25 protein-coding genes are annotated in these 23,840 nt (G+C 64.9%); 14 read left to right on the top strand and 11 right to left on the bottom strand.

Going from position 1 to position 23,840, the window contains the following annotated elements; all coding sequences use genetic code 11:
• Nucleotides 1-41: 41 nt before the first annotated feature.
• Nucleotides 42-407, bottom strand: a complete 366-nt coding sequence (locus tag ACFPFW_RS03010; RefSeq protein ID WP_114957390.1) for a winged helix-turn-helix transcriptional regulator — start codon at nt 405-407, stop codon at nt 42-44.
• 108 nt (nt 408-515) lie between these two features.
• On the opposite strand from ACFPFW_RS03010, the gene ACFPFW_RS03005 reads away from it, so the two are divergent.
• From ACFPFW_RS03005 to ACFPFW_RS02975, 7 genes are all read left to right on the top strand, one after another.
• Entirely contained in the window at nt 516-1,127 is a 612-nt protein-coding gene (locus ACFPFW_RS03005; RefSeq protein WP_114957389.1) for an NAD(P)-dependent oxidoreductase, read from the top strand.
• Between the two features lie 92 nt (nt 1,128-1,219).
• Nucleotides 1,220-2,710 (top strand): sigma-54-dependent transcriptional regulator, encoded by a 1,491-nt coding sequence (locus tag ACFPFW_RS03000; RefSeq protein WP_114957388.1) that lies wholly within the window; start codon nt 1,220-1,222, stop codon nt 2,708-2,710.
• 75 nt (nt 2,711-2,785) lie between these two features.
• The gene (locus tag ACFPFW_RS02995; RefSeq protein ID WP_114957387.1) at nt 2,786-4,621 is read left to right on the top strand and encodes a L,D-transpeptidase family protein; all 1,836 of its coding nucleotides are present in this window, start codon (nt 2,786-2,788) and stop codon (nt 4,619-4,621) included.
• A 217-nt stretch (nt 4,622-4,838) separates the two neighbouring features.
• Nucleotides 4,839-6,440 (top strand): peptidoglycan L,D-endopeptidase MepK, encoded by a 1,602-nt coding sequence (locus ACFPFW_RS02990; RefSeq protein WP_114957386.1) that lies wholly within the window; start codon nt 4,839-4,841, stop codon nt 6,438-6,440.
• A 32-nt stretch (nt 6,441-6,472) separates the two neighbouring features.
• On the top strand, nt 6,473-6,817 hold the full coding sequence (locus tag ACFPFW_RS02985) for a DUF3088 domain-containing protein (protein ID WP_114957385.1): 345 nt from the start codon (nt 6,473-6,475) through the stop codon (nt 6,815-6,817).
• A 242-nt stretch (nt 6,818-7,059) separates the two neighbouring features.
• Nucleotides 7,060-7,665: a LuxR C-terminal-related transcriptional regulator gene (locus ACFPFW_RS02980; RefSeq protein ID WP_379769357.1), complete on the top strand. Its 606-nt coding sequence runs from the start codon at nt 7,060-7,062 to the stop codon at nt 7,663-7,665.
• Between the two features lie 120 nt (nt 7,666-7,785).
• Nucleotides 7,786-8,547: an SDR family NAD(P)-dependent oxidoreductase gene (locus ACFPFW_RS02975; protein WP_114957383.1), complete on the top strand. Its 762-nt coding sequence runs from the start codon at nt 7,786-7,788 to the stop codon at nt 8,545-8,547.
• A 19-nt stretch (nt 8,548-8,566) separates the two neighbouring features.
• Here ACFPFW_RS02975 and ACFPFW_RS02970 read toward each other — a convergent pair whose 3' ends face one another.
• From ACFPFW_RS02970 to ACFPFW_RS02960, 3 genes are all read right to left on the bottom strand, one after another.
• On the bottom strand, nt 8,567-8,821 hold the full coding sequence (locus tag ACFPFW_RS02970; protein WP_114957382.1) for a DUF2312 domain-containing protein: 255 nt from the start codon (nt 8,819-8,821) through the stop codon (nt 8,567-8,569).
• Nucleotides 8,822-8,958: 137 nt separating this feature from the next.
• Nucleotides 8,959-9,261 carry a DUF1244 domain-containing protein gene (locus ACFPFW_RS02965; protein WP_114957381.1) on the bottom strand — a complete coding sequence of 101 codons (303 nt, stop codon included), beginning with the start codon at nt 9,259-9,261 and terminating at the stop codon, nt 8,959-8,961.
• On the bottom strand, nt 9,258-10,103 hold the full coding sequence (locus tag ACFPFW_RS02960) for an N-formylglutamate amidohydrolase (protein WP_114957380.1): 846 nt from the start codon (nt 10,101-10,103) through the stop codon (nt 9,258-9,260). Before ACFPFW_RS02960 ends, ACFPFW_RS02965 begins: the two co-directional genes overlap by 4 nt.
• 56 nt (nt 10,104-10,159) lie before the next feature.
• Between ACFPFW_RS02960 and ACFPFW_RS02955 the strand changes: the two genes are divergently transcribed.
• A complete protein-coding gene (locus ACFPFW_RS02955; protein WP_114957379.1) occupies nt 10,160-11,077 on the top strand; it encodes a DMT family transporter in 918 nt (305 codons plus the stop codon).
• 120 nt (nt 11,078-11,197) lie between these two features.
• On the top strand, nt 11,198-11,725 hold the full coding sequence (locus ACFPFW_RS02950) for a DUF1036 domain-containing protein (protein WP_379769351.1): 528 nt from the start codon (nt 11,198-11,200) through the stop codon (nt 11,723-11,725).
• A 12-nt stretch (nt 11,726-11,737) separates the two neighbouring features.
• On the opposite strand, the gene ACFPFW_RS02945 is transcribed toward ACFPFW_RS02950, so the two are convergent.
• Entirely contained in the window at nt 11,738-12,364 is a 627-nt protein-coding gene (locus ACFPFW_RS02945; RefSeq protein WP_114957377.1) for a tetratricopeptide repeat protein, read from the bottom strand.
• A gap of 76 nt (nt 12,365-12,440) precedes the next feature.
• Complete coding sequence (gene ykgO, locus ACFPFW_RS02940) at nt 12,441-12,566, bottom strand: type B 50S ribosomal protein L36 (protein ID WP_114957376.1); 126 nt, start codon at nt 12,564-12,566, stop codon at nt 12,441-12,443.
• Nucleotides 12,567-12,760: 194 nt separating this feature from the next.
• Between ykgO and ACFPFW_RS02935 the strand changes: the two genes are divergently transcribed.
• Both ACFPFW_RS02935 and ACFPFW_RS02930 read left to right on the top strand, forming a co-directional pair.
• Nucleotides 12,761-13,750 (top strand): SPFH domain-containing protein, encoded by a 990-nt coding sequence (locus ACFPFW_RS02935; protein WP_114957375.1) that lies wholly within the window; start codon nt 12,761-12,763, stop codon nt 13,748-13,750.
• Nucleotide 13,751: 1 nt separating this feature from the next.
• Nucleotides 13,752-14,201: an NfeD family protein gene (locus ACFPFW_RS02930; protein ID WP_114957374.1), complete on the top strand. Its 450-nt coding sequence runs from the start codon at nt 13,752-13,754 to the stop codon at nt 14,199-14,201.
• Nucleotides 14,202-14,236: 35 nt separating this feature from the next.
• Here the strand turns inward: ACFPFW_RS02930 and ACFPFW_RS02925 are convergent, their stop codons facing one another.
• The 3 genes from ACFPFW_RS02925 to ACFPFW_RS02915 form a co-directional block, all read right to left on the bottom strand.
• Nucleotides 14,237-15,067 (bottom strand): OmpA/MotB family protein, encoded by an 831-nt coding sequence (locus ACFPFW_RS02925; RefSeq protein WP_114957373.1) that lies wholly within the window; start codon nt 15,065-15,067, stop codon nt 14,237-14,239.
• A gap of 3 nt (nt 15,068-15,070) precedes the next feature.
• A complete protein-coding gene (locus ACFPFW_RS02920) occupies nt 15,071-15,841 on the bottom strand; it encodes a motility protein A (RefSeq protein WP_114957372.1) in 771 nt (256 codons plus the stop codon).
• 135 nt (nt 15,842-15,976) lie between these two features.
• Nucleotides 15,977-16,975, bottom strand: coding sequence for a KpsF/GutQ family sugar-phosphate isomerase (locus ACFPFW_RS02915; protein WP_114957371.1), 999 nt, complete (start codon nt 16,973-16,975; stop codon nt 15,977-15,979).
• Nucleotides 16,976-17,083: 108 nt separating this feature from the next.
• On the opposite strand from ACFPFW_RS02915, the gene ACFPFW_RS02910 reads away from it, so the two are divergent.
• Entirely contained in the window at nt 17,084-18,508 is a 1,425-nt protein-coding gene (locus ACFPFW_RS02910; protein ID WP_114957370.1) for an outer membrane beta-barrel protein, read from the top strand.
• A 112-nt stretch (nt 18,509-18,620) separates the two neighbouring features.
• On the opposite strand, the gene galU is transcribed toward ACFPFW_RS02910, so the two are convergent.
• The gene (galU, locus tag ACFPFW_RS02905) at nt 18,621-19,487 is read right to left on the bottom strand and encodes a UTP--glucose-1-phosphate uridylyltransferase GalU (protein WP_114957369.1); all 867 of its coding nucleotides are present in this window, start codon (nt 19,485-19,487) and stop codon (nt 18,621-18,623) included.
• A gap of 184 nt (nt 19,488-19,671) precedes the next feature.
• On the opposite strand from galU, the gene ACFPFW_RS02900 reads away from it, so the two are divergent.
• Together ACFPFW_RS02900 and ACFPFW_RS02895 are read left to right on the top strand one after the other, a co-directional pair.
• On the top strand, nt 19,672-20,886 hold the full coding sequence (locus ACFPFW_RS02900; protein WP_114957368.1) for a lytic murein transglycosylase: 1,215 nt from the start codon (nt 19,672-19,674) through the stop codon (nt 20,884-20,886).
• A gap of 59 nt (nt 20,887-20,945) precedes the next feature.
• Nucleotides 20,946-22,250, top strand: coding sequence for an SGNH/GDSL hydrolase family protein (locus ACFPFW_RS02895; protein WP_114957367.1), 1,305 nt, complete (start codon nt 20,946-20,948; stop codon nt 22,248-22,250).
• Nucleotides 22,251-22,416: 166 nt separating this feature from the next.
• Here the strand turns inward: ACFPFW_RS02895 and ACFPFW_RS02890 are convergent, their stop codons facing one another.
• On the bottom strand, nt 22,417-23,838 hold the full coding sequence (locus tag ACFPFW_RS02890; RefSeq protein ID WP_114957366.1) for a glutamate synthase subunit beta: 1,422 nt from the start codon (nt 23,836-23,838) through the stop codon (nt 22,417-22,419).
• Nucleotides 23,839-23,840 lie beyond the last annotated feature (2 nt).

The raw sequence follows: 23,840 nt of genomic DNA, 5'->3' as shown, positions 1-23,840 counted from the left end.
ACGAAGCGTCTCCAACCATATCGCGTGCTCACGGGACATGATCAACCCGCCTGCGCGGACGTATCGTATGTCTGCTGCGCCGTGACGATGTGATCGAAGTTCGTTTCGGCCCAGGTCCGGATCGCGCCGACCGCCCCGGCGAGCGAACGGCCGAGCGGGGTCATCGAATATTCGACCGTGATAGGAACGGTCGGAGTGACGGTGCGGTTCACCAGCCCGTCCCGCTCCAGCTTGCGCAGCGTCTGCGTCAGCATCTTCTGCGAAATGCCGCCGATCTGTCGCTTTAGCTGGCTGAAGCGCAGCGGCCCGTCGGCCAAGAGGATGAGAACGAGCACGCTCCATTTGTCCGCCACCCGGTCGAGCACCTTTCGCGTCGGGCAATTCGGATCGAGCACATTTCCCCGCATAGCGGTCTCCTGAAGCTGACTTGGTCACCTGAAAGTGCCGTCTTCTCAGCCAAGTAACATACGGCTACTTGGTATCCAATAGATACCTAGAGCCCCCAGGAGACCACAATGAAGATCGCTGTCGTAGGAGCAACCGGCAATATCGGTTCGCACATCGTGAGCGAACTCGCGGAACGCGGACATCAGGTCACCGGCATTGCCCGGAATGTCGAAGGCAAGCCCTTGCCACCAGGCGCCAGGCTGATTTCGGGAAGTGTCGCTGAAGCCGGCTGGCTGGCATCCACGCTGCGCGGCCACGACCTCGTGATCTCGGCACTGCATTTCGAAACGATCGACGCACCGTCCTACCTGACGGCACTCAAGAATGCCGGTGTGAGCCGCTTTCTCGTCGTCGGCGGCGCCGCGAGCCTCTATCTGCCCGACGGCTCTCGCCTGATCGATTCGCCGGAATTCCCGAAAGAATGGCTGTCGATTGCGATACCGGGCGTGACCTTCGTCGATGCGCTTCGTCCGATCCGCGATGTCGATTGGGTGTTCGTCTCCCCGCCTGCCCTTATCGGACCCGGCGAACGCACCGGCAAATACCGGCTCGGCACAACCCGACTTCTCGCGGATGCAAACGGCGACAGCCGCATCTCCTATGCCGACTATGCCATTGCAATGGCTGACGAAGCCGAGCACCCGGGCCATCACCACGAGCAGATCACGGTCGCCTACTGACAAGTATTGCCCGCCCGGGAAAGGTAAGCACCTGTTTACCGTCTCGGGCCAAGGATGCGGCACGATTCCCTCGATCCGGACCCGCGCTGCCGATGAGCGGCACACTTCTCATTGTCGACGACGACGCCGTCCAGCGCAGACTGCTGGAGGCGATGGCGCGCCGGTTCGGCTATGAGCCGATCGTGATGGACGGCGGCGAGCAGGCGGTCGAACTCCTGTCCCAGCCTGACCGCGGCGGCGTCGACCTGATGCTGCTCGACCTCGTCATGCCGGACCTTGACGGCTTCGCCGTGCTGGAGCGGCTGAAGAAGGCCGGGATCGACGTCCCCGTCGTGGTCCAGACCGCGAACGGCTCGATCGACACCATCATCTCCGCGATGCGCGCTGGAGCCGCCGATTTCGTCGTGAAGCCGGTCGGCCCCGAGCGTTTCCAGGTCTCGGTCCGGAATGCGCTCCGCGCCAGGGAACTCGAAGGCGAGGTCCGCCGCATCGGCAAAAGGCAGTCGAACCGCCTCTCGTTCGACGATATCCAGACCCGCAGCGAGACCATGCAGGCCGCGCTGCATCTCGGCCGCCGCGCCGCGAGCTCGAACATCCCGGTTTTGCTCGAAGGCGAGACCGGCACCGGCAAGGATGTCTTCGCCCGCGCCATCCACGCCTCCAGCGAGCGCGCCGGCAAACCCTTCGTCGCCGTCAATTGCGGCGCCATTCCCGCCAATCTGGTCGAAAGCGTCCTGTTCGGCCACGAACGCGGCGCCTTCACCGGAGCGACGGAGAAGCACGCCGGCAAATTCGTCGAGGCGCATGGCGGCACGCTGTTCCTCGACGAGGTCGGCGATCTTCCGCCGGAAGCCCAGGTCAAGCTGCTCCGCGTCCTGCAGGACGGCGAGGTCGATCCTGTCGGCGGCAAGAAAGCGGTCCGCGTCGACATCCGCGTCGTCTCGGCGACGAACCAGAGCCTCATCGATAAGGTGAAGCAGGGTTCGTTCCGCGAAGACCTCTATTATCGTCTCGGCGTCTTCCCGGTCGGCATCCCGCCGCTGCGCCAGCGCGCCTCCGACATCCGCATGCTCGCCCGTCTATTCCTCGCGCGCTTCGCCGCCGAGGAAGGCCGCCCGGTGCGCTCGATCGCTCCCGCCGCCCTCGCGCTGCTGGAGAATTATCCCTGGCCGGGCAATGTCCGCCAGCTCGAGAATGCGGTCTTCCGCGCCGTCGTGCTGGCAGAGAACAGCGAACTGACGACCGCCGAATTCCCGCAGATCGCGTCGGCGCTGGGCGTCTCATCCGAATTGACTATGCCGGCGGTACCGGAGCCCGAGAAACCGGCGCAACCGCCTGTTCCTGCAAAAAATATCGTGCGTGGCCTCGCTTTGACGAAGCCGGATGGCCACGTCAGGCCCTTGGAAGAGATTGAACGCGACGTCATCTCGCACGCACTCAATCACTACGAGGGGCAGATGACCGAGATCGCGCGCCGGCTCGGCATCGGCCGGTCGACGCTCTATCGCAAGTTGAGCGACCTCAACCTTACCGATACGCCGTGTGGCGCACCGGACACGACACCGCCTGAAGCCGCCGCGTGAAAGCCGCTTTCGGATTCACAATGCGGGGCGGAACAGGCATAGATTAAGTCCCGAGAGGGCAACGGAGAACCCTGCATGCGCGCGTCTTCTGGGATCGGCTTCTTGGCCGCGGTGCTGCTTGCCACCACGGCCCTGGCGCAAGAAACCGCTCCCATCGCCCCGGCGACGCCGGGTGCCGAGGCGGCAGCATCCACTCCAAGCCCGGAGGCCTCGCCTACCTCCCCGCCGCCCGCCGTAGCCAATCGACCGGCGGATGAGACCCAGCAATCTCAGCCGGCTTTGCAGTCGACGGCTCCCGCCGAGCCGGCCACGCCTCCCGTGGCTCCCGTCGAGCAGGCACAGGAGCCGCAACAACCCGCCGCTCCCGTCGTCGCCGCCGAGCCCCCGGCTCCGGTCGAGACGATCGAGGGCGTCATCGCCAAGAAACTCGCCGAGGCGAAGGAAGACCCGGAGGTCGTCGCCTTCTACGCCCAGCGCAACAACGCTCCGCTCTGGATCGCCGACGGCCATCTCTCGGAGAAGGCCAAGGCCGTGATGGCCCGCATCGCCCGCGCCGACGAGGAAGGCCTCGATGCCGCGGCCTTCGTCCTGCCGGATGCCAATGCCACCGACACCTCGCTGGCCCGGCTCGCCGCCGCCGAGATCACGCTTTCGCACGCGGCCGTCGCCTATGCCCGTCAGGCGCAGGGCGGACGCCTCATCCCGAAATCGCTGAGCCCGCTGATCACCGCCGAGCCGCAGCGGCCGACGCCGGCCAGCGTGCTGAATACGCTTGCGGCGAACGATGGCGCCGCCGACTGGCTGGAGAGCTACAACCCGCCTCACGCCGGCTTCAAGGCGCTCAAGACCAAGCTCGCCGAGCTTCGCGCCAAGGCTGTCGAACCGTCGGCCGCGCCTCCGCCGGAAGTTCCCGGCGGTGCCGTCCTGAAGCCCGGCATGGTGGACGATCGCGTTCCGCTGCTCCGCACCCGCCTCGGTCTGCCGGCGGGCATGGACAATGTCTTCGATCCGGCGCTGGTAGAAGCCGTGAAGGCATTCCAAAGAAAGAACGGCCTCAAGCCGACCGGTTCGGTCGGCAAGGCCAGCACCCAGGCCCTGAACCGACGTGACACGCCGGCCGATCCGACCTCGACGATCCTGGTCAACATGGAACGCTGGCGCTGGCTGCCGCGCGATCTGGGCCAGACGCACATCATGGTCAACATCCCCGAATACATGGCCCGCATCGTCCGCGACGGTCAGGTCGCGCACGAGACCCGGGTCGTCGTCGGCAAGCCGCAGAACCAGACGCCGGTCTTCTCGGACGAGATGGAATTCATCATCGTCAATCCGTCCTGGAACGTGCCGTATTCCATCGCATCGAAGGAAATGCTGCCGAACCTCCAGCGCGATCCGACCTATCTGGCCCGTCAGGGCATGGAAGTGCTCGACGTCTCGGGCAAGCGCCCGGTCGTGATCGATTCCACGATGGTCGACTGGTACTCGGTCAACATGAAGAGGATTCGCATCCGCCAGCCTCCGGGCGAGCGGAACGCTCTCGGGCACATCAAGTTCATGTTCCCCAACCAGCACGCGGTCTATCTGCACGACACGCCGAGCCGGAACCTGTTCGCCAATGCGGTGCGCGCCTACAGCCACGGCTGCGTCCGCGTGCAGGACCCCTTCGCCCTGGCCGACGTACTGCTGGAAGGCACCGACTGGAACGCGGCGCGCATGAAAAAGCTGATCGGCGGATCCGAGCGTCGAATCGACCTCGCCCATAAGCTTCCGGTCCATCTGACCTACTTCACCGCCGACATCGGCCCGGATGGCAATCTGGTCACCCGCAACGACATCTACGGACATGACCGTAAGATGCGGGCCGCGCTCGGTCTCGGAGGTCAGATCCAAGCCTCTGCGAAGACTAACTAATTTCCTCTGTTTTCCACCGCTGGGGTGGTGCGGCTCGGCTGCATCGCCCCAATTTTCTTTTCCTTTCGCTCCTTTTTTGCCATTTTGTTCGGCAACAAGTTGAAAGAGAGGTTCCTGGTATTTCGTGCACTTAAGGTGCCGTTTACCAAACGGGGGAACACTCGACATCGTTGTTCACGCTCCTCACCGGGGCGTTTGGGTGTGGGGAAAATAACGCGTGACGAAAGTCTCCGCAGGCAAAAGCCGCCTCGTCACGAAGCTCTCGCGCTCCTCCGCGATCGTTGCGCTGTCCGCTGGTATTCTTGTCGTCGGCTCGAGCGGCACCCAGAATGCCATCGCCAATGGCGACACCCGTACCCTCAGCTTCTATCACACGCACTCGAAGGAACGGATCACCGTCACCTTCAAGAAGAACGGCCGCTACGATCAGAGCGCTCTGAAGCAGCTCAACCATTTCCTGCGCGACTGGCGAAACCAGAAGGAAACGACGATGGAGCCGCGGCTCTTCGACGTCGTCTGGGAAGTGCAGAAGGATGCCGGCTCCAGGGAGCCGATCCAGATCATCTCCGCCTACCGCTCGCCGGAGACCAACGCCATGCTGCGGTCGCGCTCCAGCGGCGTCGCGAAGTTCAGCCAGCACACGCTCGGCCACGCAATGGACATCCATGTCCCCGACGTGCCGATGAGCAAGATCCGCGAAGCCGGTCTGCGCCTGCAGCGCGGCGGCGTCGGCTTCTATCCGAGCTCCGGCACTCCTTTCGTCCATCTGGACGTCGGCAATGTCCGTATGTGGCCGCGCATGTCGCGCGATCAGCTCGCGAAGGTCTTCCCGGATGGCCGCACGGTGCATCTGCCGGCCGACGGCAAGCCGCTGAAGAACTATGCGCTGGCTCTGGCCGACCTGAAGCGCAACGGTGCGACCGTCAAGGGCATGCCGGCATCCAGCTCGACCATGGTCGCGTCCAACACATCCAGGAGCGGCGGCTTCCTCTCGCGCATGATCGGCGGCGGGGACGACGACGAGGAGACCACGGCTCCGGTGTCGGATACGACGCCGGCTACTGCGGTCGCCAAGGCTCCGCCACCGGCGCCGGAAACCGCCCCGGCCCCGACGGCGGTTGCCGCGATCGCTTCCATCGCGCCGGTTCCGATGCCGTCGGCCCGCCCGGCCATGGCCTATGCCGCGCCTGAAGTCCCCGCCGGCCCGCAGATGGCCTGGCAGGCTGGCCCGCAGGCCGCCGTCGGCCGCGCTTCCGCAGCCTACGAACTCGCCGCTCTGCAGAGCGAACCGTCCGCCGCCCCGCCGACACCGGCAGCCCAGGTCGCCATGCCGATGCCGCGTCCGCTGTCGAGCACGACCCCTGCCGCGTTGACCGCCGCGAATGCCCCAGGTGTTCCGATGCCGGCCATGCGCCCGGCCCCCGTCGCGGCCTCTGCCGGCGGTCTCGCCACCTCAGGCGCCGAAGCGGCCCGCCTCCTCGCCGCCGCCGTGCGCGACGTGACGCAGCGCCGTCCGAAGCCGCAGCCTGTTCAGACCGCGGCGCTGCGTTCCTCGCCCAACGTCCTCGACAAGGACGTGCCGGCTGTTGCCCTGTCGCCCAATCGCACCATGAGCGATCCCGAGGCCTCCATGGCCCATCCGGACTTCGCCCAGGTCAACGGCATGCTCTCCCAGCCGACCAAGGTGCTCGCCGTCACCTTCACCGCCAATCCGACCGGTGGTCTCGACAGCGGCGCCTTCAAGGGCTCCTCGGTCGCCCTGCTCCGCACCCAGAGCTTCGGACCGCAGCAGACCGCGACGCTCCTGCCGCGCGGTTGACGGGTTCTGGAGGTCCATCGCAGACGGACCTCATGAGAGATAGGCTCTTCCTGCTGAGACCCGGCTTCGAGGATCCCGCCTATCCCGGCCAGATCTTCTTTTGCTGGCACTGCGCGCTGATCGAAGGCGTGCTCGCATCGTTTCCGCAACTCGCGACCAATCTCGACGTCGAACGGATTCCGTGGCCGCGGCCGCGCATGGAAGTGATCCGCGCGGCGGGCGAGGGCAATCAATCCCTTCCGTTATTGATGCTGGCGGAGGGAGAGAAGCCGCCTCATCAGACCGGCTCGTTCGAGGGACGCGCCCTGATCGCCGACAAGGACGCGATCCTGATCGCGCTCTCGGAACGCCACGGTTTCCCGCGCGCTCACCCGTAGGCCCTTTCGAGGCCTCGACTTCAGGCCGATCGCCGCTGTGGAAACTCCGATCCGCGAGCTAATGTCACGGCCTTGCAACAAGGGGCTATCGGCGACGGGATAAACATAAGAAATACAGATATTTGCAGGAAAACGGACATCCTAGCAGGACCAAATGACAACCGATGTTCGGGGATTGCCCGAGTTGCGGGGCACAACCCTGTTCCCTAGGCCTTCACATTGGCGTGACGGCGGGGGAGCCGATGACAGAGAGTACGGCAGACATCCTGCAACCCTATATCGCGGCCGGCTCCCGTTTCCTCGGGACGTGGGACTGGAGCATCTGCCTCGATCTGGTCACCGTCTCCCCCATGGTGGCGAGCGTGTTCTCGATCGAGCCGGACCGGGCACTCGAAGGGATACCGTCGGGTGAATTCCTGAGCCGCGTCCACGCCGAGGATCGCCCGGAGCTGGAGAGCAGGATCGAGCAGACGATCAAGACGGGCGGCGAGCTTCTCGCCCATTACCGCGTGCTGAGATCGGTGGGCCCGCCGGCGGGGATCATCTCGCGAGGTTATTGCGACATCAAGGTCGGCAGCTTCACGGGTGGGATCGCGATCGTGGGCATCACAGATCCCGCCGAGCTCGATTCAAATCACGCGGCGAGCCATCCTCCGGCGCTGGCCAAGCGCGAACGCGAGTGCCTCTACTGGTGCAGCCGTGGAAAAACCAATTGGGAGATCGGACAGATCCTCAGCATCTCCGAGCGGACGGCTGAGCACCACATCGCTTCCGCCGCCCGCAAGCTTGGCTCGACCAGCCGGGTCCATGCGGTGGCGCAGGCCATCCGCAAGCGCCTGATCGTCTAGAAGCCCTGCGCCGGCGCTCCGACCCATCGGTTTTCTCATGTCTGCCAAGCGTAAACGCACATCCCCCATCGCCATCGTCGCTCCATGTCCAACGCATCCGGTAATGCGCGGAGACGGACGATGGCAGGTTTGGTTGGCAAGGTGGCCCTGGTCACCGGGGGGTCTCGCGGGATAGGGGCAGCGATCTCCAGGCGGTTCGGCCATGAAGGCGCGGCGGTCGCCTTCACCTATGCCGATTCAAAGCAGGCCGCGGATGTCGTGGTCCGGACGATCGAGGCCGACGGCGGTCGAGCGATCTCGATCCAGGCGGACAGCGCGGACGTCAACGATGTGAAAGCAGCCGTGTCGAAGACCGTCGAGGAGTTCGGCGCTATCGACATCCTCGTGAACAATGCCGGCATCTCCTATCTCGGCAAGATCGAGGACTACGCGCTCAAGGACCTCGATCAGATGATCGCGGTGAACATCCGGGGATTGTTCGTCGCCACGCAGGAGGCCCTGCGGCACATGGGCCAAGGGGGCAGGATCATCAATATCGGCAGTATCAGCAGCGACTTCATGCCCACCAGCGGAGCGAGCGTCTATGCGATGACCAAGGGCGCGGTCGCCAGCCTGACACGCGGTCTCGCCCGCGACCTCGGGCCGCGCGGCATCACCATCAACAATGTCCAGCCCGGGCGCATCGACACCGAACTCCTGCGTCAGGCCCGGCGGCAGGTCCAGCCGCAAGACTCCACCGGGGACAGGATGCGGGAGATGATCGCGCTGAAGCGATACGGCGTCGATGATGAGGTCGCGGGGCTTGTCGCTTATCTCGCAAGCCCCGAAGCCTCCTACGTCACTGGAGCAAACCTGAAGATCGACGGCGGAACATCCGCCTGATCCAAACCGGCGCGCTGCGTCAGGTCGGCATTCCAAGCGCGCTGAGGTAAAGCTCCAGGATCGCGTCCTGCTCCTGCCGCTCGGCGGAATCCTGCTTGCGGATCGAGATGACCTTGCGCAGCACCTTGGTGTCGAAGCCATTGCCCTTGGCCTCGGCGTAGACCTCCTTGATGTCGTCGGAAATGCCCTTCTTCTCCTCTTCGAGACGCTCGATGCGCTCGATGATCGAGAGAAGCTGGTCCTTCGCGACATCCGTCGGGGAGGGTTCGGTCATGGCCATGCTCATGCTGGATACCTACTGGGTACAAAAGAGGAGCCCTCGTTTGGGCCACCCGGCTGGCAGGGTCAAGAAAAGCTGAACGCCCGCACCCAGCCCTGTGGAAAGCGGGGGTTCGCCCTCTTAATTGGTGGTCAGTGGCCCTGGCGCTCCGCGAACGCCTTCTGCTGGTCCGGCGTCGCCTCTGCCTGATTTTTCGTCTTCCACTCGTCGTAGGTCATGCCGTAGACGAGCTCGCGGCTCTCGTCCTTGGTCAGCGGCACGCCCTTTTCGTCGGCGGCGTCCTTCATCCAGTTCGACAGGCAGTTCCGGCAGAACCCGGCGAGGTTCATCATGTCGATGTTCTGCACGTCGGCGCGCTCGCGCAGATGCCGGACGAGCCGGCGGAACGCCGCCGCTTCGAGTTCAGTCATCGTCTTCTGGTCGATATCGCTCATCTCTGTTCCTTGTCGGCCGGCACGGGCGGCGCCCGGCGTCCATCGTGAGCCCGTGAGCCCCAATATTCGATCTGCGACAGCGCAGGGCCGTCCAGCATCGGCGGGATGATCCGCGCCAGACGCTCCGCCCAGGCGATCGCCTGCGTCTCCTCCGAGATAAGGTCCTGCCTGATCTCGATCAACGCATGCGGCAGCCCGCGCACGGTTCCGTGGGTGTAGAGGGTGTCGCGCTCCAGCGCGCCGTCATAGGGTTCGTTGTCGCCGACCACGAGATCGCCGTCGGCCTCGAGCGCATCGATCAGCAGTCGTGCGAACCGCGGGTCCTTGTCCCAGAGCAAGGCCGCGTGCCAGCGCCGGGCGACCGTCTTCCAATTGGGCGTGAAACTGTGCACTGAAAGGATCACCGGCACATCGCCGGCCCCTAGCATGGCATCGATCTGCCGCTTGATCTCGGCGTGGTAGGGCTCGTGGTATAGCCGCGTCCGCTCCACGACCTCGGCCTCGTCGATCCGACCATTGCCGGGTATCACCGCGCCGTCGGACAACCGCATCACCAGGGTAGGATCGTCCGGACCGCGATTGGGGTCGATCAGCAATCGCGAAAAGCCCGACAGGATGGCCGGCGCACCGAGCTTTTCGGAAAGCGCGTGCGTCACCCAACGGGCGCCTATGTCATATGCAATGTGGCGGCGGAACTCGGAATCCGCTAGGCCGAGCGTGCCATAGGCTGGCGGCAACGCATTCGTCGCGTGGTCGCAGAGAATGAGAAGCCGGTTGCCCGGTCTGCCGGGCAGCACATCGAACGGTGCGCGGTAGGGTTCGGTCGCGGGAGTGTGAAGCATGAAACCCGAGCATAGTAACCTAACCCGCGCCCTGCCATAGAAAGCCGCACAGTCGAATGACCGCATCCACCGGGACCGACGAAAGCTCGGGCACGCATATCGGCGCCTTTATCGCGCTCGTTGCCGGCGCCGTGGCCATGGGCGCCTCGCCGATCTTCGTCCGCCTCGTCGATGTCGGCCCGACCACCAGCGCCTTCTGGCGCGTCGCGCTCGCCCTCCCCGTTCTCTGGGCCTGGGACCGCTACGAGGCCCGCACGGCACCGGCCGGATCGAACGGAAAGCTGTTCAGCCTGCCGATCGTTCTCGCGGGCATCTTCTTCGCGTGCGATCTGTTCTTCTGGCACCTCGCGATCCTCAACACGACGGTCGCCAATGCCACCTTCTTCGCCACCACCGCGCCGTTCTGGGTGCTGTTCGGCACCTGGCTGATGAAGAGCGAGCATATCGGCCGCTCCGTCGTCGTCGGCCTCGGGCTGGCGATGATCGGCGGCGGGCTCCTGGTGGGCGAGAGCATGCAGGTCGATCCGGAACGCCTCTCCGGCGACCTTTACGGCCTCATCACCGCGGTCTTCTTCGGCTGCTATTTCCTGGCCGTCGGCGCCGCCCGCAAGACGCATGGCGCGGCCCGCATCACGTTCGCCTCGACGATCATCACCGCCCTGATCCTCGGTGTGGTCGCGCTGATCCGCGAGCAGAACTTCTTCCCGGACTCGGCGGCGAGCCTTGCGATGCTTTTCGCGCTCGCGCTCGTCAGCCACGCGGCTGGCCAAGGCCTTCTTGCCTTTTCGCTCGGACATCTGCCGGCGACCTTCTCGTCGCTCGTCATCTTCCTCGAGGCGATCGCCGCCGCTCTGTTTGGCTGGATCATCCTCTCCGAACCGATCTCGATCATCCAGGCGATTGGCGGAGCAGTCATTCTGTTGGGGATCTGGATTGCGCGACCGCAGGGCGAATCACTTGAAGAACGACCATAGTGCCGCGATGCCGCCCTTTTTGGCGCGCTCTATCGCCTTGTCACCGATGGGAACGTTGACAGCGTAAGGGGGATGGGGAATGAGAATTGCCACCGTAAGGCTGACGCGAGCTGTAATGGGATGAGGGTCCCCGCTCCGAAGCGCCGGGTTGGGGGAAGACGTTCGTTCCTCACACTCAGCGTGCTGGCACTGAGTACTGCGTGTGCAAGCGCGGCCTGGGCGGTCGATTTCCGCTTATGCAATGCCACGTCCAGTCGCGTCGGCGTAGCCATCGGCTACAAGGACGGTGAAACCTGGATCACCGAAGGCTGGTGGAATGTCGGCGGATCGAGCTGCGAGACGCTGCTCAAGGGCCCCCTCGTCGCCCGCTATTATTACGTCTACGCCCTCGATTACGACCATGGCGGCGAATGGGGCGGCGGTGCCTTCATGTGCACCAAGGACAAGGAATTCACGATCAAGGGCATCGATAACTGCCTGACGCGCGGCTACAGCCGCACCGGCTTCTTCGAGATCGATACCGGCGAGCAGCGCAGCTGGACCGTTCAGCTCACCGAAGGCTCGACCAACGAGCAGACCCAGGTCCAGGCCAGGCCCGACGCCGCGATGGCCGACCGCAGCGTGCCGACCACCGGCACCACCCGCTAACTCAAGAGAAAATCAGAGCTCCTCGCCGCGGACTTTCGTGGTCAGGCGGGACACTTCGTCCTTCAACCCGTCCATATACGGGTTGATCGCGATCGCGCGGCGATAGGCGTCGAGCGCCTTCTTGCTGTCGCCGGTCTGGTCGAGGATGCGGCCGAGCCCGGCCCAGGCGCCGTAATGGCGCGGCTCATAGCGCAGCGTCTCGCGGATATCGCGCATCGCATGCGCGTAGTCGCCTTTCATGAAGAACAGGGTCGCCCGCTTGTTCCAGCCCTCGGCATAATCGGGCTTCGCTTCCAGCGCCGCGTTCAGCATGCGCAGCGCGCCGTCCTGGTCCTGCGCCTCCGTCAGCATGTCGACGGCGCGGGCGGCGAAAAGATCGGCCGTGTCGCTGCCGGACTGCGCCCACAGCACCTCTATCGTGTTCTCGAAGCGCTTTGCCTCATCCGCATCCTTCGCACCCGAGAGGCTGTCGAACAGGCGATCGAGACGCGCCTCGCGATTCTGCTGCGAGTTGCCGTCGGCGACGAACGGCGTCTCTTGAGGCGCGGGCGTCTGGTCCTTCGGCGCGTCCTGTGCGGAAGCGGCCGCCGGCATGAGGAGGAAAACGGAGAGAAGAAGAGACCGTGTTGCTGCGCTCATGCCCTAGAGGCTAGGGCGCGTGGCGTCTCACGTCAAAGGATAAAGGCGCGCGTCCGGTGGACAGCACGCCGGGCAATCAGCCCTGGCGAGCCTTGAAGCGCTTCTGCGTCTTGTTGATGATGTAGACGCGGCCCTTCCGGCGGACGATGCGGTTGTCCCGATGGCGGTCGCGCAGCGACTTGAGGGAGTTGCGGATCTTCATCGGTTCAGGCCTGCAAAAATCTTTGCCGCGTGAGCGGTCGTTACTGATGTCGAAGCATCGGCGGAGGCGGCTTACTATGCCAATCGCGCCCCGAAATCAACCACCCTGAGCGGCCGATTTGAACCTTTCGTCATGCTCTTGAGACTTTCGATCCGACACATCACAGTCGCCGCAACCAAAAGGGCCCCTGCACCATGTTCGGATTCGACGTCTTCGCCATCGTTCTGCTGGCACTCGTGGTCCTTGTCGTCGCCGCCGGCGTGAAGACCGTGCCGCAGGGCTACAACTACACTGTCGAGCGCTTCCAGAAATACACCCGCTCACTGACGCCGGGCCTGACCCTCATCATCCCCTTCATCGACCGCGTCGGCCGCAAGGTGAACATGATGGAGCAGGTGCTCGACATCCCGAGCCAGGAGGTCATCACCCGCGACAACGCCACGGTGCAGGTCGACGGCGTCAATTTCTATCAGGTCGTCGACGCCGCTCGCGCAAGCTACGAGGTGACCGATCTGCAATCGGCGATCCTCAACCTGACCATGACCAATATCCGCTCGGTCATGGGTTCGATGGACCTCGACCATCTTCTGTCGCAGCGCGACGAGATCAACGAACGCCTTCTCAAGGTGGTCGACGCCGCGGCCTCGCCCTGGGGCGTCAAGGTCACCCGTATCGAGATCCGCGACATCCGCCCGCCGGTCGACCTCGTCGCCGCGATGGGCCGGCAGATGAAGGCCGAGCGCGAGAAGCGCGCCTCGATCCTGGAATCGGAAGGCCAGCGCCAGTCCGAGATCCTGCGCGCCGAAGGCAAGAAGCAGGCGCAGATCCTTGAAGCCGAGGGCCGCAGGGAAGCAGCGTTCCGCGATGCCGAGGGCCGCGAGCGCGCGGCCGAGGCCGAGGCACGGGCAACGAGCGTCGTCTCGGAGGCGGTGGCCAGCGGCAATCTAGCGGCGCTGAACTATTTCATCGCCGACAAATATGTCGCCGCGCTGAGCAAGTTCGCCTCCTCGCCCAATCAGAAAACGTTGATCCTGCCGGTCGAGGCGACCGCGATCATCGGCTCGCTGGCCGGCATCGCCGAGATCGCCAAATCCGCCATCGGCGACGCGCAGGAGACACCTCGCTCGGCCCCTGCGGCACGCCGCGGCTCAGTGCCCCCGACCATTCAGACGCCGGACGCCTGACATGATCCTGGGCTGGCTCGAAAGTCTCGGCGTCTGGACCTGGTTCGTCCTCGGCCTCCTCTTCCTCGGCATCGAGATCGTCGCTCCGGGCACGTTCATGCTCTGGCTAGGCGTGGCGGCCATCGCGACCGGCCTGCTCATGCTCGTCGTCGACTGGGGTTGGCAGGGTCAGATCCTCGCCTTCGCCGCGCTATCGATCATCGCCGTGGTCGGCTGGTGGCGCTTCTCGCGCGGTCACGGGCCGGCATCGTCCGAGCCCGTATTGCATCGCCGGAGCGAACTCTATGTCGGCCGCCAGTTCACGCTCGAGGAGCCCATCGTCAGCGGCCGCGGGCGGGTCAAGATCGACGATACGGTCTGGAGGATCAGCGGCCCCGATCTCGCCGCCGGAACGCGCATCCGTGTCGAGGGAACGGACGGCGCGGTTTTGATCGTCGCGCCGGTGGCGTAGATTCCGGATATCGCGATGCGCTCCGGGAGACTATTTTACGGCTGCACGTTCGTCGGCACCGGCGGCGCTTCCGACATTAGCAGGATCGTCACGCGCCGGTTGGCGGCCAGGAACGGATTGTCCGGATAGAGCGGCTCGGTATCGGCACGGCCGACGACGGAGTGGAAACGGTCGGCCGGCACGCCGCTCTCTCGCAGCACGCGGCGCACGGAATTGGCGCGGTCGGCCGAGATTTCCCATGGTCCGTAGTCAGGCGTCGCGGCTGTCTGTGATTGCGAGGTGTGACCGATGATGGCGATGCGTTCCGGCAGCGAGCGCAGCACCGGGGCAAGCGCAACCAGCGCCTCCCTCGTACGTTCGTTCGGCTCCGCCGATCCTTCAGCGAACATCGATCGGCCATCCTGGTCGACGATCTGCATCGCCACGCCTTCCGGCAATTCCTCGATCACTATGTTCTGCGATATCTCCGAGATTTCAGGCATCTGCTGCAGCGCCTGACGGAGTGTCGTCGCCGCCATCTGGTATTTCGAGTTATGTCCGGCGTTCATGGGGCCGGTATCGAGTTGCTGCTCGATCGGTCCCGGCCTCTGTGTCGTATCCTCGGGATCCACGTGTGCGACATTCTTCGGCTTGCCGCGGACAGGCGAACCGTCGATCTCAATGATGCCGGCCTGTTCCGGCTGCCTGGTCTGAACGCCGAACGCCTCGCGCATCGAACCGACCATCGCGGCCATCTTGGCCTTGTCGGCGGACGAGGCCGCGGCGACGACGACGAAGAACGCCATCAAGAGCGCCATCAGGTCGGCGAAGGTTACGTACCAGCCGTGACCGCCAGCGTGGGCATCGCCTTTCCTTTTACGTGCCATGGATCAGGCCGCATCCTCTAGCATCTCTGCCCGGTGCTTCTCGGGCAGGTAGGCCAGCAGCATCTCGCGCACGAGCGCCGGGCTCTTTGCGTCGCGGATCTGCATGATGCCGTCGATGATGAGCGTGAGGTTGAGGTCCTCCTCGGCGAATTTCAGGTGCAGCTTGTCGGCGATCGGAATGCCGACGAAGTTCTGCATCAGCGCGCCGTAGAGGGTCGCGGTCAGCGCGATGGCCATGTAGGGACCCAGGGTCGAGGGGTCCTGCATGTTGGCGAACATCTGCACCATGCCGATGAGCGTGCCGACCATACCGAAGGCCGGGGCGCAATCGCCGATCGAGCGGAAGATCTTCTCGCCTTCGCTGAGGCGGCCGAGCAGGAGGTCGCGCTCCAGTTCGAGGCTTTCGCGGATGAAGTCGCCGTCATAGCCGTCGGCGATGTAGCGGACGCCCTTTCCCAGAAAGGGGTCCGATACCTGCACGTTCTCGAGCGCCAACGGGCCGTTTTTGCGAACCGTGTCGGCAAGTTGGCCGATCTCGACGATCAGATCCCGTGCGGAGACCTTCCGCATCGTGAACGCGTATTTCAGACCGACCGGAAAGCCGTGCAGGGTCGCATGGAGGGGGAAACGGATCATTGTGGCGGCCAGCGCGCCGCCGAACACGATGATCACCGAATGCGAGTCGAGGAAGATCGACGGGTCGCCGCCCAGTACCATCAGACCGCCGACCACGGCCATCGCAAGACCAAAGCCGATTAGCGATGCAAGATCCATCTACGCAAACCCCAGTAACCCACGCGGGAACACTGGAGTTTATGCAGGCTTGTTCTAACCCGACGTTAAACCTGGGACGGTTTTTGGCTCACAAACTTGATATCGCTCAGAAAGCTTGTGCGGAACTGAAGACCTTCAGGCGACCCCTGCCCGCAGCAGATCGTGCAGATGAAGCAGCCCCACCGGACGGCCGTTCTCGACGACGAAAACCGCCGTGAACTTACCGGAGTTCATCAGTTCGATCGCGGAGCTCGCGATCTCTCCCTTCGCGACGGTTTTCGGCGAGCGGGTCATCACATCGTCGATCGGAAGGCTGGGCAGGACCGGCGAGATGTGGCGGCGCAGATCGCCGTCGGTCACGATGCCGACGAGACGTCCATCCGCGTCGACCACGCCGACGCAGCCGAAGCCTTTCGCGCTGATCGCCGAGATCGCCTCGGACATCAGAGTACCCGTGCCAACGAGCGGCATCTCATCGCCGCCATGCATCAGATCCTCGACATGGATAAGGCCGGCCCCAAGCTTGCCGCCGGGATGAAACCCTCGGAAACCCTCCGCGGTGAAGCGTCGAACTTCCAGCAGCGCGATCGCCAGCGCATCGCCGAGTGCAAGCTGCATCGTCGTCGAGGTCGTCGGCGCCAGGCCATGCGGGCACGCTTCCGGCGCCTTCGGCAGGCAGAGCACGATGTCGGCGTTCGAGCCGAGCGCGCTTTCCGGATTGGCGGTGATCGCGATCAGCGGAATATCGTAGCGCTGCGTGTGGTGCAGCATATCACGCAGTTCGAGGGTCTCGCCCGACCAGGACAGCGCGATCACGACATCTCGCTTCGTGATCATGCCGAGATCGCCATGGCTGGCTTCGGCCGCGTGCACGAAGCTCGCGGGCGTGCCGGTCGAGGCGAAGGTCGCCGCCAGCTTCCGCCCGACATGGCCGCTCTTGCCCATTCCGGTGACGATCACGCGACCTTCGGCCGATTGCAGTTTGTCGACCGCCCGGAGGAATGCCGTACCCAGTTCGCCATCGAGGGCGCGGGCAAGGAGCGCAAGCCCGCCGGCTTCGGTCTCGAGAGTGTTGCGGGCTGAAACGAGCGCCGGCTCTTCCCGCGCTTCGGTACTGACGGGCTTCAGGGACAAAAACGCGTCCTCCTGCGACAAGACGCGTTTCTAGCCCCGTGCCGGGACGGCAGCAAGCGCGCCCTCCGCAACCGCGCGTTAACCCTTCCTGTTCAATGGTTCTTAACCATGTTGGGACGGCGAAAGGCTCCGCTTCGCACCCGTCTGGGCGGAGCCCTGCCGCCTGGCCGGTCGATTCTCTGCGCCCTCGCCTTGGCGGCGTTCGCCCATCCGGCCGTCGCGCAGGAGCTACGGGGAACCCTGGCCGAGACGCCGCCGACATCGTCCGACGACCTCGGCTTCCCGGCTTTCGAGAGCGCCCCCGACACGAGCTTCGCCGAGCCGCCGCTCGAAGACGCCATGCCGCCTAGCCCGGCGGAGATCGTTGAGCCGCGCCGCAAGAGGCGGATCGAGGAGGACGATCCCTATGCTCCCCTAGGCGTTCGCGCTGGCAGTTTCATCCTGAAGCCGAGCTTCGAGACCTCCGGCGGTTATGAGAGCAATCCGCGCGCGGAAGCCGGCGGCAAGGGCTCGACCTTCACCCGCGCCGAAGCGGACCTCGACGTCGCCTCCGACTGGGCGCGCCATCAATTCACGGCGAAGATCCGTGGCGCCTACATCGCCTACCAGGACATCCACGACCTCGACACGCCGGATTTCGCAGGCGACATGGCGCTTCGCCTCGATGCTCGAAGTGACCTCAAGATCGATCTCGCGATCCGGGGCACGATCGGCAGCGACCGGCCCGGTGATCCGGAAGTACCGGAGAGCGTCGTCGGCCGGACGGAGGTCTACACATCGGGCATCAGCGTCGGTGCGACCTACAAGCCGAACCGCCTGTCGATCGGCTCGACCCTCTCGGCCGACCGTTACTTCTATGCCGACTCGAAGCTCAACAACGGCGACACGCTCGACAACTCGCCCCGCAACTACACCGCCTACGAACTGCGCGAGCGCATCGGCTACGAGCTGAGCCCGGCTCTCGAACCTTTCGTCGAAGTGGCGGGCAATCGCCATCTCTACGAGGCGGATGACGACTTCCTGCAGGAGAAGCGTGATTCGACCGGCGTGGAAGCCCTGCTCGGCGCGCGTTTCGAACCGAGCGCGCTCATCGCAATCGAGGGCAAAGCGGGCTATGGGCGTCGCGACCCGGATTCATCAAAGCTCGAAACGATCGATGGCCTCATCGCCGAGGGCTCGCTGATCTGGCGCCCGTCCGTGCTCACGACCATGACCCTGACAGGCGCGTCCAGCATCGACGAGACGACGCTTCCCGGAGCTTCCGGCGCGGTCAACCGCTCGACCTCCATCAAGGTCGAGCACGCGCTGCGACGCAATCTGATCCTGACGGGGCAGCTCGCCTACGACCGTGTCGACTATGAGGGCGCGGACTTCGTCGAAGACCAATATTCGGCCGATCTCGGGGTCGAATACCGGTTCACGCGCTCGGTGGCACTTCGTGCCCGCGTCGCGCACCTCAAGCTCGAAAGCTCGGTGCCCGGCGAGGATTACACATCGGATCTGATCGAGATGGGCCTGCGCTTCCGGCGCTAGCCGCCTCTCCTGAGGGAGAGGTCGAGTCGCGGCGGAAACCGCGACCGGGAGAGGGGTAATATCTGTCGAGAGGGCGTACCCTCCACCTCTCCCCTCGGGAGAGGGCCATCAGTTATCCTAACAGCGTCTTGATCTCCGCCTTGAGCTGCGGCCCGAGATCCTCGCGATCCAGCGCGTAGGCGATGTTCGCGGCGAGGAAGCCGATCTTCGAACCAGTGTCGTAGATCTTGCCGTCGAAGCGATAGCCGAAGAAGTCCTGCGCCTTCGCCAGTGTCAGCATCGAATCGGTCAGCTGGATCTCGTTGCCCGCTCCCGGCTCCTGCTTGGCCAGGATATCGAAGATCTCCGGCTGCAGGATGTAGCGGCCCGAGATCGAATAGTTCGACGGCGCATCCTCCACCTTGGGCTTCTCGACCATGCTGGTGATCCTGAAGCCCGAGCCCCGGCTCTCTCCGACGCCGACGATGCCGTAGGACGACACCTGCTCTTTCGGCACTTCGTTGACGGCGATCACGTTGCCGCCGGCCTGATTGTAGACGTCGATCATGCCTTTCAGGCAGCTCGGGCCGTGGTGGAGCATGTCGGGGAGAACCAGCGCGAACGGCTCGTCGCCGACGATGTCGCGGGCGCACCAGACCGCATGGCCGAGGCCGAGCGGCGACTGCTGGCGGGTGAAGCTCGTCTCGCCTGCCGCCGGCAAATCGGCCCTCAGCGCCGCCAGTTCCTTGCTCTTGTTCCGGCGCTCCAGCGTGGTTTCCAGTTCGAAGCCGATGTCGAAGTGATCCTCGATCACCGCCTTGCCGCGACCGGTCACGAAGATGAAATGCTCGATTCCCGCAGCCTTCGCCTCGTCCACGACATGCTGGATCACAGGGCGATCGACCACTGTCAGCATCTCCTTCGGAACCGCCTTGGTGGCCGGCAGGAATCGCGTGCCGAGACCGGCGACCGGGAAGACGGCTTTGCGGATACGCTTCATGAGGACACTCGCTGTGGGAGGAAAAAAGACAGCCCCATTCGGCATCTAGCCAAAGTTTTCCAAAAACCGGAAGCAGGGAACGACAAACATGGTTCAAACACATGACTAACGGTGTCGTTTACCGGATACTAACTGTGTTCAGGCCGTCTTGAGGCTAAAGTCTCCCTGCAAATCGGGTAAGACCATGACGACCAAAGCCAGGTTCGCTGTCTCCCGCTCCGGCCTTCTCGCCGGCGGACTATTGATCGCAGCAACGCTGCTACCTACGGCCGCGGCGGCCAATTTCCCCGCCTTCGTCGACCGGCTCTGGCTCGACGCGCAGGCGCGCGGCATCCCGCGCCAGATCTTTGTCTCCGCTTTCTCCGGCATGACCCCGGACCCGACGGTCATGGAGGCGACGCGCAAGCAGCCGGAATTCAAGTCGACCAGCGCGCAATACATCATGAAGCGCGCCTCCGATCTGCGCATCGAGAAGGGCCGGCTGAAGGCGCAGGAATGGGATCAGGCGCTCCGAATCATCGAGCAGACCTACGGCGTCGACCGCTTCGTCGTCCTCTCGGTCTGGGGCAACGAGACCAATTACGGCGGCTTCCTCGGCGGCCATAACGCCATCCGCGCCATGGCGACCCTCGCCTATAACGGCTATCGCGCCGAATACTTCCGCAAGGAGCTGTTGGCCGCGCTCGACATCCTCGCGCAGGGGCATACCGATCCCAAGCACATGGTCGGCTCCTGGGCCGGCGCGATGGGCCATACCCAGTTCATGCCGTCGAGTTTCAAGGCCTTCGCCGTCGACATCACGGGCGACGGCCGCCGCGACATCTGGACCACGATCCCGGACGCGCTGGCTTCGACCGCGAATTATCTCAAGAAGTCCGGCTGGCGTCCCGGTGAGACCTGGGGCTACGAGGTCATCCTGCCGCCGAACTTCAACGTCCAGCACGGCAAATCCATGGGCGCCGCGCCGCTGTCGCAGTGGAAGGCGATGGGCGTGCGCCGCGCGGGCGACCAGGATTTTCCACGCCCGACCGACCAGGGACGCCTGCTCCTGCCCGGCGGCCCGACCGGCCCAGCCTTCCTCGTCCTGCCGAACTTCCGGGTCATCAAGCGCTACAACAATTCAGACAATTACGCGCTCGTCGTGGGCCATCTCGCCGACCGCATCCGCGGCGCCGGCCCGTTCGTCGCGCCATGGCCGGCGGACCAGCTCCTGACCCAGCCCGAGCGCGAGGAGATCCAGCGTCTCCTCGTCCAGCGCGGTTATCCGGTCGGCAAGGTCGACGGCCAGTTCGGCGCCCAGACGCGCGACGCGATCCGCCGGTTCCAGTCCCGCATCGGCATGTATGCCGATGGAAACGCCACGCCGTCGGTGCTTGAGCGTTTGCGCGCGCCGAACTGAAGCTTTAATCAGGACACGGGGCTGAACACGGAAGGCTTTGGGCCTTCACCGGGTGTCTGATGCGTTCGTTGCGGCTCTTTCTCGCAGGTCTGGTTTTCGCCGCGCTCTACGCTGGCGCGCCGGCCCATGCCCAATTCTTTGAGCCGCGCTACGAGGCTCCGCCGCGCTATCAGCCCCAGAGGCCCCCGCGTCAGAGGACCTATCCGCCGGGCTATATCCCGCCGTCGGAGCGGCAATACGTCAATCCGAGCCGCCAGTATGTGCCGCAGCAGCAGGAGGCGCGTCCGCGTGTCGGCTTCTTCCAACGCCTGTTTCCGCGCCTCGGCCTGCCCGCGCCGCGCTGGCCGTCCGGCGGCCAGCAGCAGGTCCCCCAGCAGCAATACAACGCCGACAGCGCCCCCGCCGCGCCGCGCCCGGCGGCGCCGAAGAAGCCCGCCGTCCAGCAGACCACATTCGTCGCGGTCATCGGCGACTCGCTCGCGGAAAACCTGGCCAACGGCCTCGTCGAGGCGCTCAGCGAGCGGCCGGAGGTCGGCCTCGTCCGCGAAATCCGCCCCGGCATCGGTTTCCTGAAGGAGACCGACAAGCCCTGGCGCGACGTCATCGACGAGATCTTCCTGCGCGAGAAGCCGGTCACGGCCGCCGTCATCATGATGGGCCCGTACGACGACCCGCCGAAGAAGCCTAATGCCGACGCGCCGGCCGACGCCCCCACATCCGGGGGCGCATCGTGGATGGACCTCTACGCCGCCAAGGTCGACGACGTCATCCTGTCCTTCCGCCAGCGCAACATCCCGCTCCTCTGGGTCGCCCTGCCTCCGGTCGCCGACCAGAAGACCTCGACCGACTACGCCTTCGCCAACGAGCTCGTGCAGCAGCGCCTGCAATCGCTCGGCGGCATCTTCATCGATGTCTGGGAAGGCTTCGTCGACGACGACGAGCAGTTCATGACCCAGGGTCCGAACCTCGAAGGCCGCACGGTGCGCCTGCGCATGGCCGACGGCGTCCACTTCACAAGGGCCGGCTCGGCAAAGCTCGCCCACTATGTGGAACTCGAACTGCGCGGCTATCTGACGACCAAGGACGATGCCAACACCGACGCGGAGATCGCCAAGGAAATCTCCGCGCCCCTCACCCCCGGATCGAGCCGCATCCTCCTGCTCGGGGAAGCGCCTCGCACGCCGGGCGCGATCCTTGTTCCGCCCGCGCCCGCCGCTCCGGCCCAAAGCCTGCCGGATGTCGAGATGGCGCAGAAGGCGATGAGGGACGGCGAGGTCGTGCCGCCGAAGCCCGGACGCGGCGACGATTTCAGCTGGACCGACGCGACTGCTCCAGAGGCGACGGTGACACCGGTCGCGAACTAGTGCGACCGGGCAGGCCAGCGGCCTTACCTCTCCCGTTCACGGGAGAGGTCGACTCGCGGAGCGAGCGGGTGAGGGCATGATTGCAGCAATGAGCATCGTGCTTGCCCTCACCCCGGTCGCGTGACGCGACTCGACCCTCTCCCGCTTCGCAGGAGAGGGAGGATCCTCAGACCCGAGGCAGGACGCTCGACCCCATCAGGAAGGCATCGACCGCATGCGCGGCCTGACGGCCCTCGCGGATTGCCCAGACGACCAGCGACTGGCCGCGGCGCATGTCGCCGGCGGCGAAGATGTTCGGCACGGAGGTCTCGTAGTTCAGCGTCGAGGCTATGACGTTGCCGCGCGCATCGGTCGAGACGCCGAGTTCCTCGATCATGCCTTCGTGCACCGGATGGACGAAGCCCATCGCCAGGAACACGAGGTCTGCATTGATCTCGAACTCCGTGCCGGGGATCGGCTGGAACCGGGCATCGACCTTCACGCAATGGAGCTTCTCGACCCGGCCGTTCTCGCCCGAGAACTTCTGGGTCAGCACCGCGAAGTCACGCTCGGCCCCCTCTTCGTGCGACGATGAGGTGCGCAGACGCAACGGCCAGTCCGGCCAGGTCATCAGCTTGTTCGGATGCACCGGCGGCATCGGCAGGATTTCGAGCTGCGTCACCGAAAGCGCGCCGTGGCGCATCGAGGTGCCGATGCAGTCCGAACCGGTATCGCCGCCACCGATCACGACGACATGCTTGCCGGTCGCGAGGATCGGATCCTGGACATCGGTGTTCTCGCCGGAGACGCGGCGGTTGTTCTGGGTCAGGAAATCCATCGCATAGTGGATGCCCGCGAGTTCGCGGCCCGGCACAGGCAGGTCGCGCGGCTTCTCGGAGCCGCCGGACAGCACGACGGCGTCATGCTCGGAGGCGAGCTGCTTCGCCGACACGTCCTTGCCGACATTGACGCCGTAATGGAACGTCACGCCCTCGGCCTCGAGCTGCTTCACGCGGCGCTCGACGACGTCCTTCTCCAGCTTGAAGTCGGGGATGCCATAGCGCAGCAGGCCGCCGGCGCGCGCATTCTTCTCGTAGACGTGGACCTCATGGCCGGCGCGCGCGAGCTGCTGCGCGGCCGCGAGGCCCGCCGGACCGGAGCCGATGACGGCAATTGTCTTGCCGGTCTTCGGACGCAGCGAGACGATGTCGACCCAGCCGTTCGCCCACGCCTTGTCGGCGATCGCCTGCTCGATTGTTTTGATCGTCACCGGCTGGTCGATGAGGTTCAGCGTGCAGCTTTCCTGGCAGGGCGCCGGGCATATGCGGCCGGTGAATTCCGGGAAATTGTTGGTCGAATGGAGGTTGCGCGCGGCCTCTTCCCAGTCGCCGTGATAGACGAGGTCGTTCCAGTCCGGGATCTGGTTATTCACCGGGCAGCCGTTGTGGCAGTACGGAATGCCGCAATCCATGCAGCGCGCGGCCTGGGTCTTCGTCCCCTCGTCGCCGAGCGGAATGACGAATTCCTTGTAGTTCCGCACGCGGTCGGCCGCCGGAGCATATTTCCGGTCCTGGCGTTCGATCTCCAGGAAGCCCGTTACCTTGCCCATGT

Source organism: Flaviflagellibacter deserti (assembly GCF_042652085.1).
GTDB classification, from domain to species: Bacteria; Pseudomonadota; Alphaproteobacteria; order Rhizobiales; family Methylopilaceae; genus Flaviflagellibacter; species Flaviflagellibacter deserti.
The sequence above is the reverse complement of the archived record's forward strand: the minus strand, read 5'-3'. Positions and strand labels throughout refer to the sequence as shown.

Bases quoted from the DNA above. Each gene is read 5' to 3' on its own strand.
- ACFPFW_RS03010 (WP_114957390.1), bottom strand. From the start codon at position 407: ATGCGGGGAAATGTGCTCGATCCGAATTGCCCGACGCGAAAGGTGCTC.
- ACFPFW_RS03005 (WP_114957389.1), top strand. From the start codon at position 516: ATGAAGATCGCTGTCGTAGGAGCAACCGGCAATATCGGTTCGCACATC.
- ACFPFW_RS03000 (WP_114957388.1), top strand. From the start codon at position 1,220: ATGAGCGGCACACTTCTCATTGTCGACGACGACGCCGTCCAGCGCAGA.
- ACFPFW_RS02995 (WP_114957387.1), top strand. From the start codon at position 2,786: ATGCGCGCGTCTTCTGGGATCGGCTTCTTGGCCGCGGTGCTGCTTGCC.
- ACFPFW_RS02985 (WP_114957385.1), top strand. From the start codon at position 6,473: ATGAGAGATAGGCTCTTCCTGCTGAGACCCGGCTTCGAGGATCCCGCC.
- ACFPFW_RS02980 (WP_379769357.1), top strand. From the start codon at position 7,060: ATGACAGAGAGTACGGCAGACATCCTGCAACCCTATATCGCGGCCGGC.
- ACFPFW_RS02975 (WP_114957383.1), top strand. From the start codon at position 7,786: ATGGCAGGTTTGGTTGGCAAGGTGGCCCTGGTCACCGGGGGGTCTCGC.
- ACFPFW_RS02970 (WP_114957382.1), bottom strand. From the start codon at position 8,821: ATGACCGAACCCTCCCCGACGGATGTCGCGAAGGACCAGCTTCTCTCG.
- ACFPFW_RS02965 (WP_114957381.1), bottom strand. From the start codon at position 9,261: ATGAGCGATATCGACCAGAAGACGATGACTGAACTCGAAGCGGCGGCG.
- ACFPFW_RS02960 (WP_114957380.1), bottom strand. From the start codon at position 10,103: ATGCTTCACACTCCCGCGACCGAACCCTACCGCGCACCGTTCGATGTG.
- ACFPFW_RS02955 (WP_114957379.1), top strand. From the start codon at position 10,160: ATGACCGCATCCACCGGGACCGACGAAAGCTCGGGCACGCATATCGGC.
- ACFPFW_RS02950 (WP_379769351.1), top strand. From the start codon at position 11,198: ATGAGGGTCCCCGCTCCGAAGCGCCGGGTTGGGGGAAGACGTTCGTTC.
- ACFPFW_RS02945 (WP_114957377.1), bottom strand. From the start codon at position 12,364: ATGAGCGCAGCAACACGGTCTCTTCTTCTCTCCGTTTTCCTCCTCATG.
- ykgO (WP_114957376.1), bottom strand. From the start codon at position 12,566: ATGAAGATCCGCAACTCCCTCAAGTCGCTGCGCGACCGCCATCGGGAC.
- ACFPFW_RS02935 (WP_114957375.1), top strand. From the start codon at position 12,761: ATGTTCGGATTCGACGTCTTCGCCATCGTTCTGCTGGCACTCGTGGTC.
- ACFPFW_RS02930 (WP_114957374.1), top strand. From the start codon at position 13,752: ATGATCCTGGGCTGGCTCGAAAGTCTCGGCGTCTGGACCTGGTTCGTC.
- ACFPFW_RS02925 (WP_114957373.1), bottom strand. From the start codon at position 15,067: ATGGCACGTAAAAGGAAAGGCGATGCCCACGCTGGCGGTCACGGCTGG.
- ACFPFW_RS02920 (WP_114957372.1), bottom strand. From the start codon at position 15,841: ATGGATCTTGCATCGCTAATCGGCTTTGGTCTTGCGATGGCCGTGGTC.
- ACFPFW_RS02910 (WP_114957370.1), top strand. From the start codon at position 17,084: ATGTTGGGACGGCGAAAGGCTCCGCTTCGCACCCGTCTGGGCGGAGCC.
- galU (WP_114957369.1), bottom strand. From the start codon at position 19,487: ATGAAGCGTATCCGCAAAGCCGTCTTCCCGGTCGCCGGTCTCGGCACG.
- ACFPFW_RS02900 (WP_114957368.1), top strand. From the start codon at position 19,672: ATGACGACCAAAGCCAGGTTCGCTGTCTCCCGCTCCGGCCTTCTCGCC.
- ACFPFW_RS02895 (WP_114957367.1), top strand. From the start codon at position 20,946: ATGCGTTCGTTGCGGCTCTTTCTCGCAGGTCTGGTTTTCGCCGCGCTC.
- ACFPFW_RS02890 (WP_114957366.1), bottom strand. From the start codon at position 23,838: ATGGGCAAGGTAACGGGCTTCCTGGAGATCGAACGCCAGGACCGGAAA.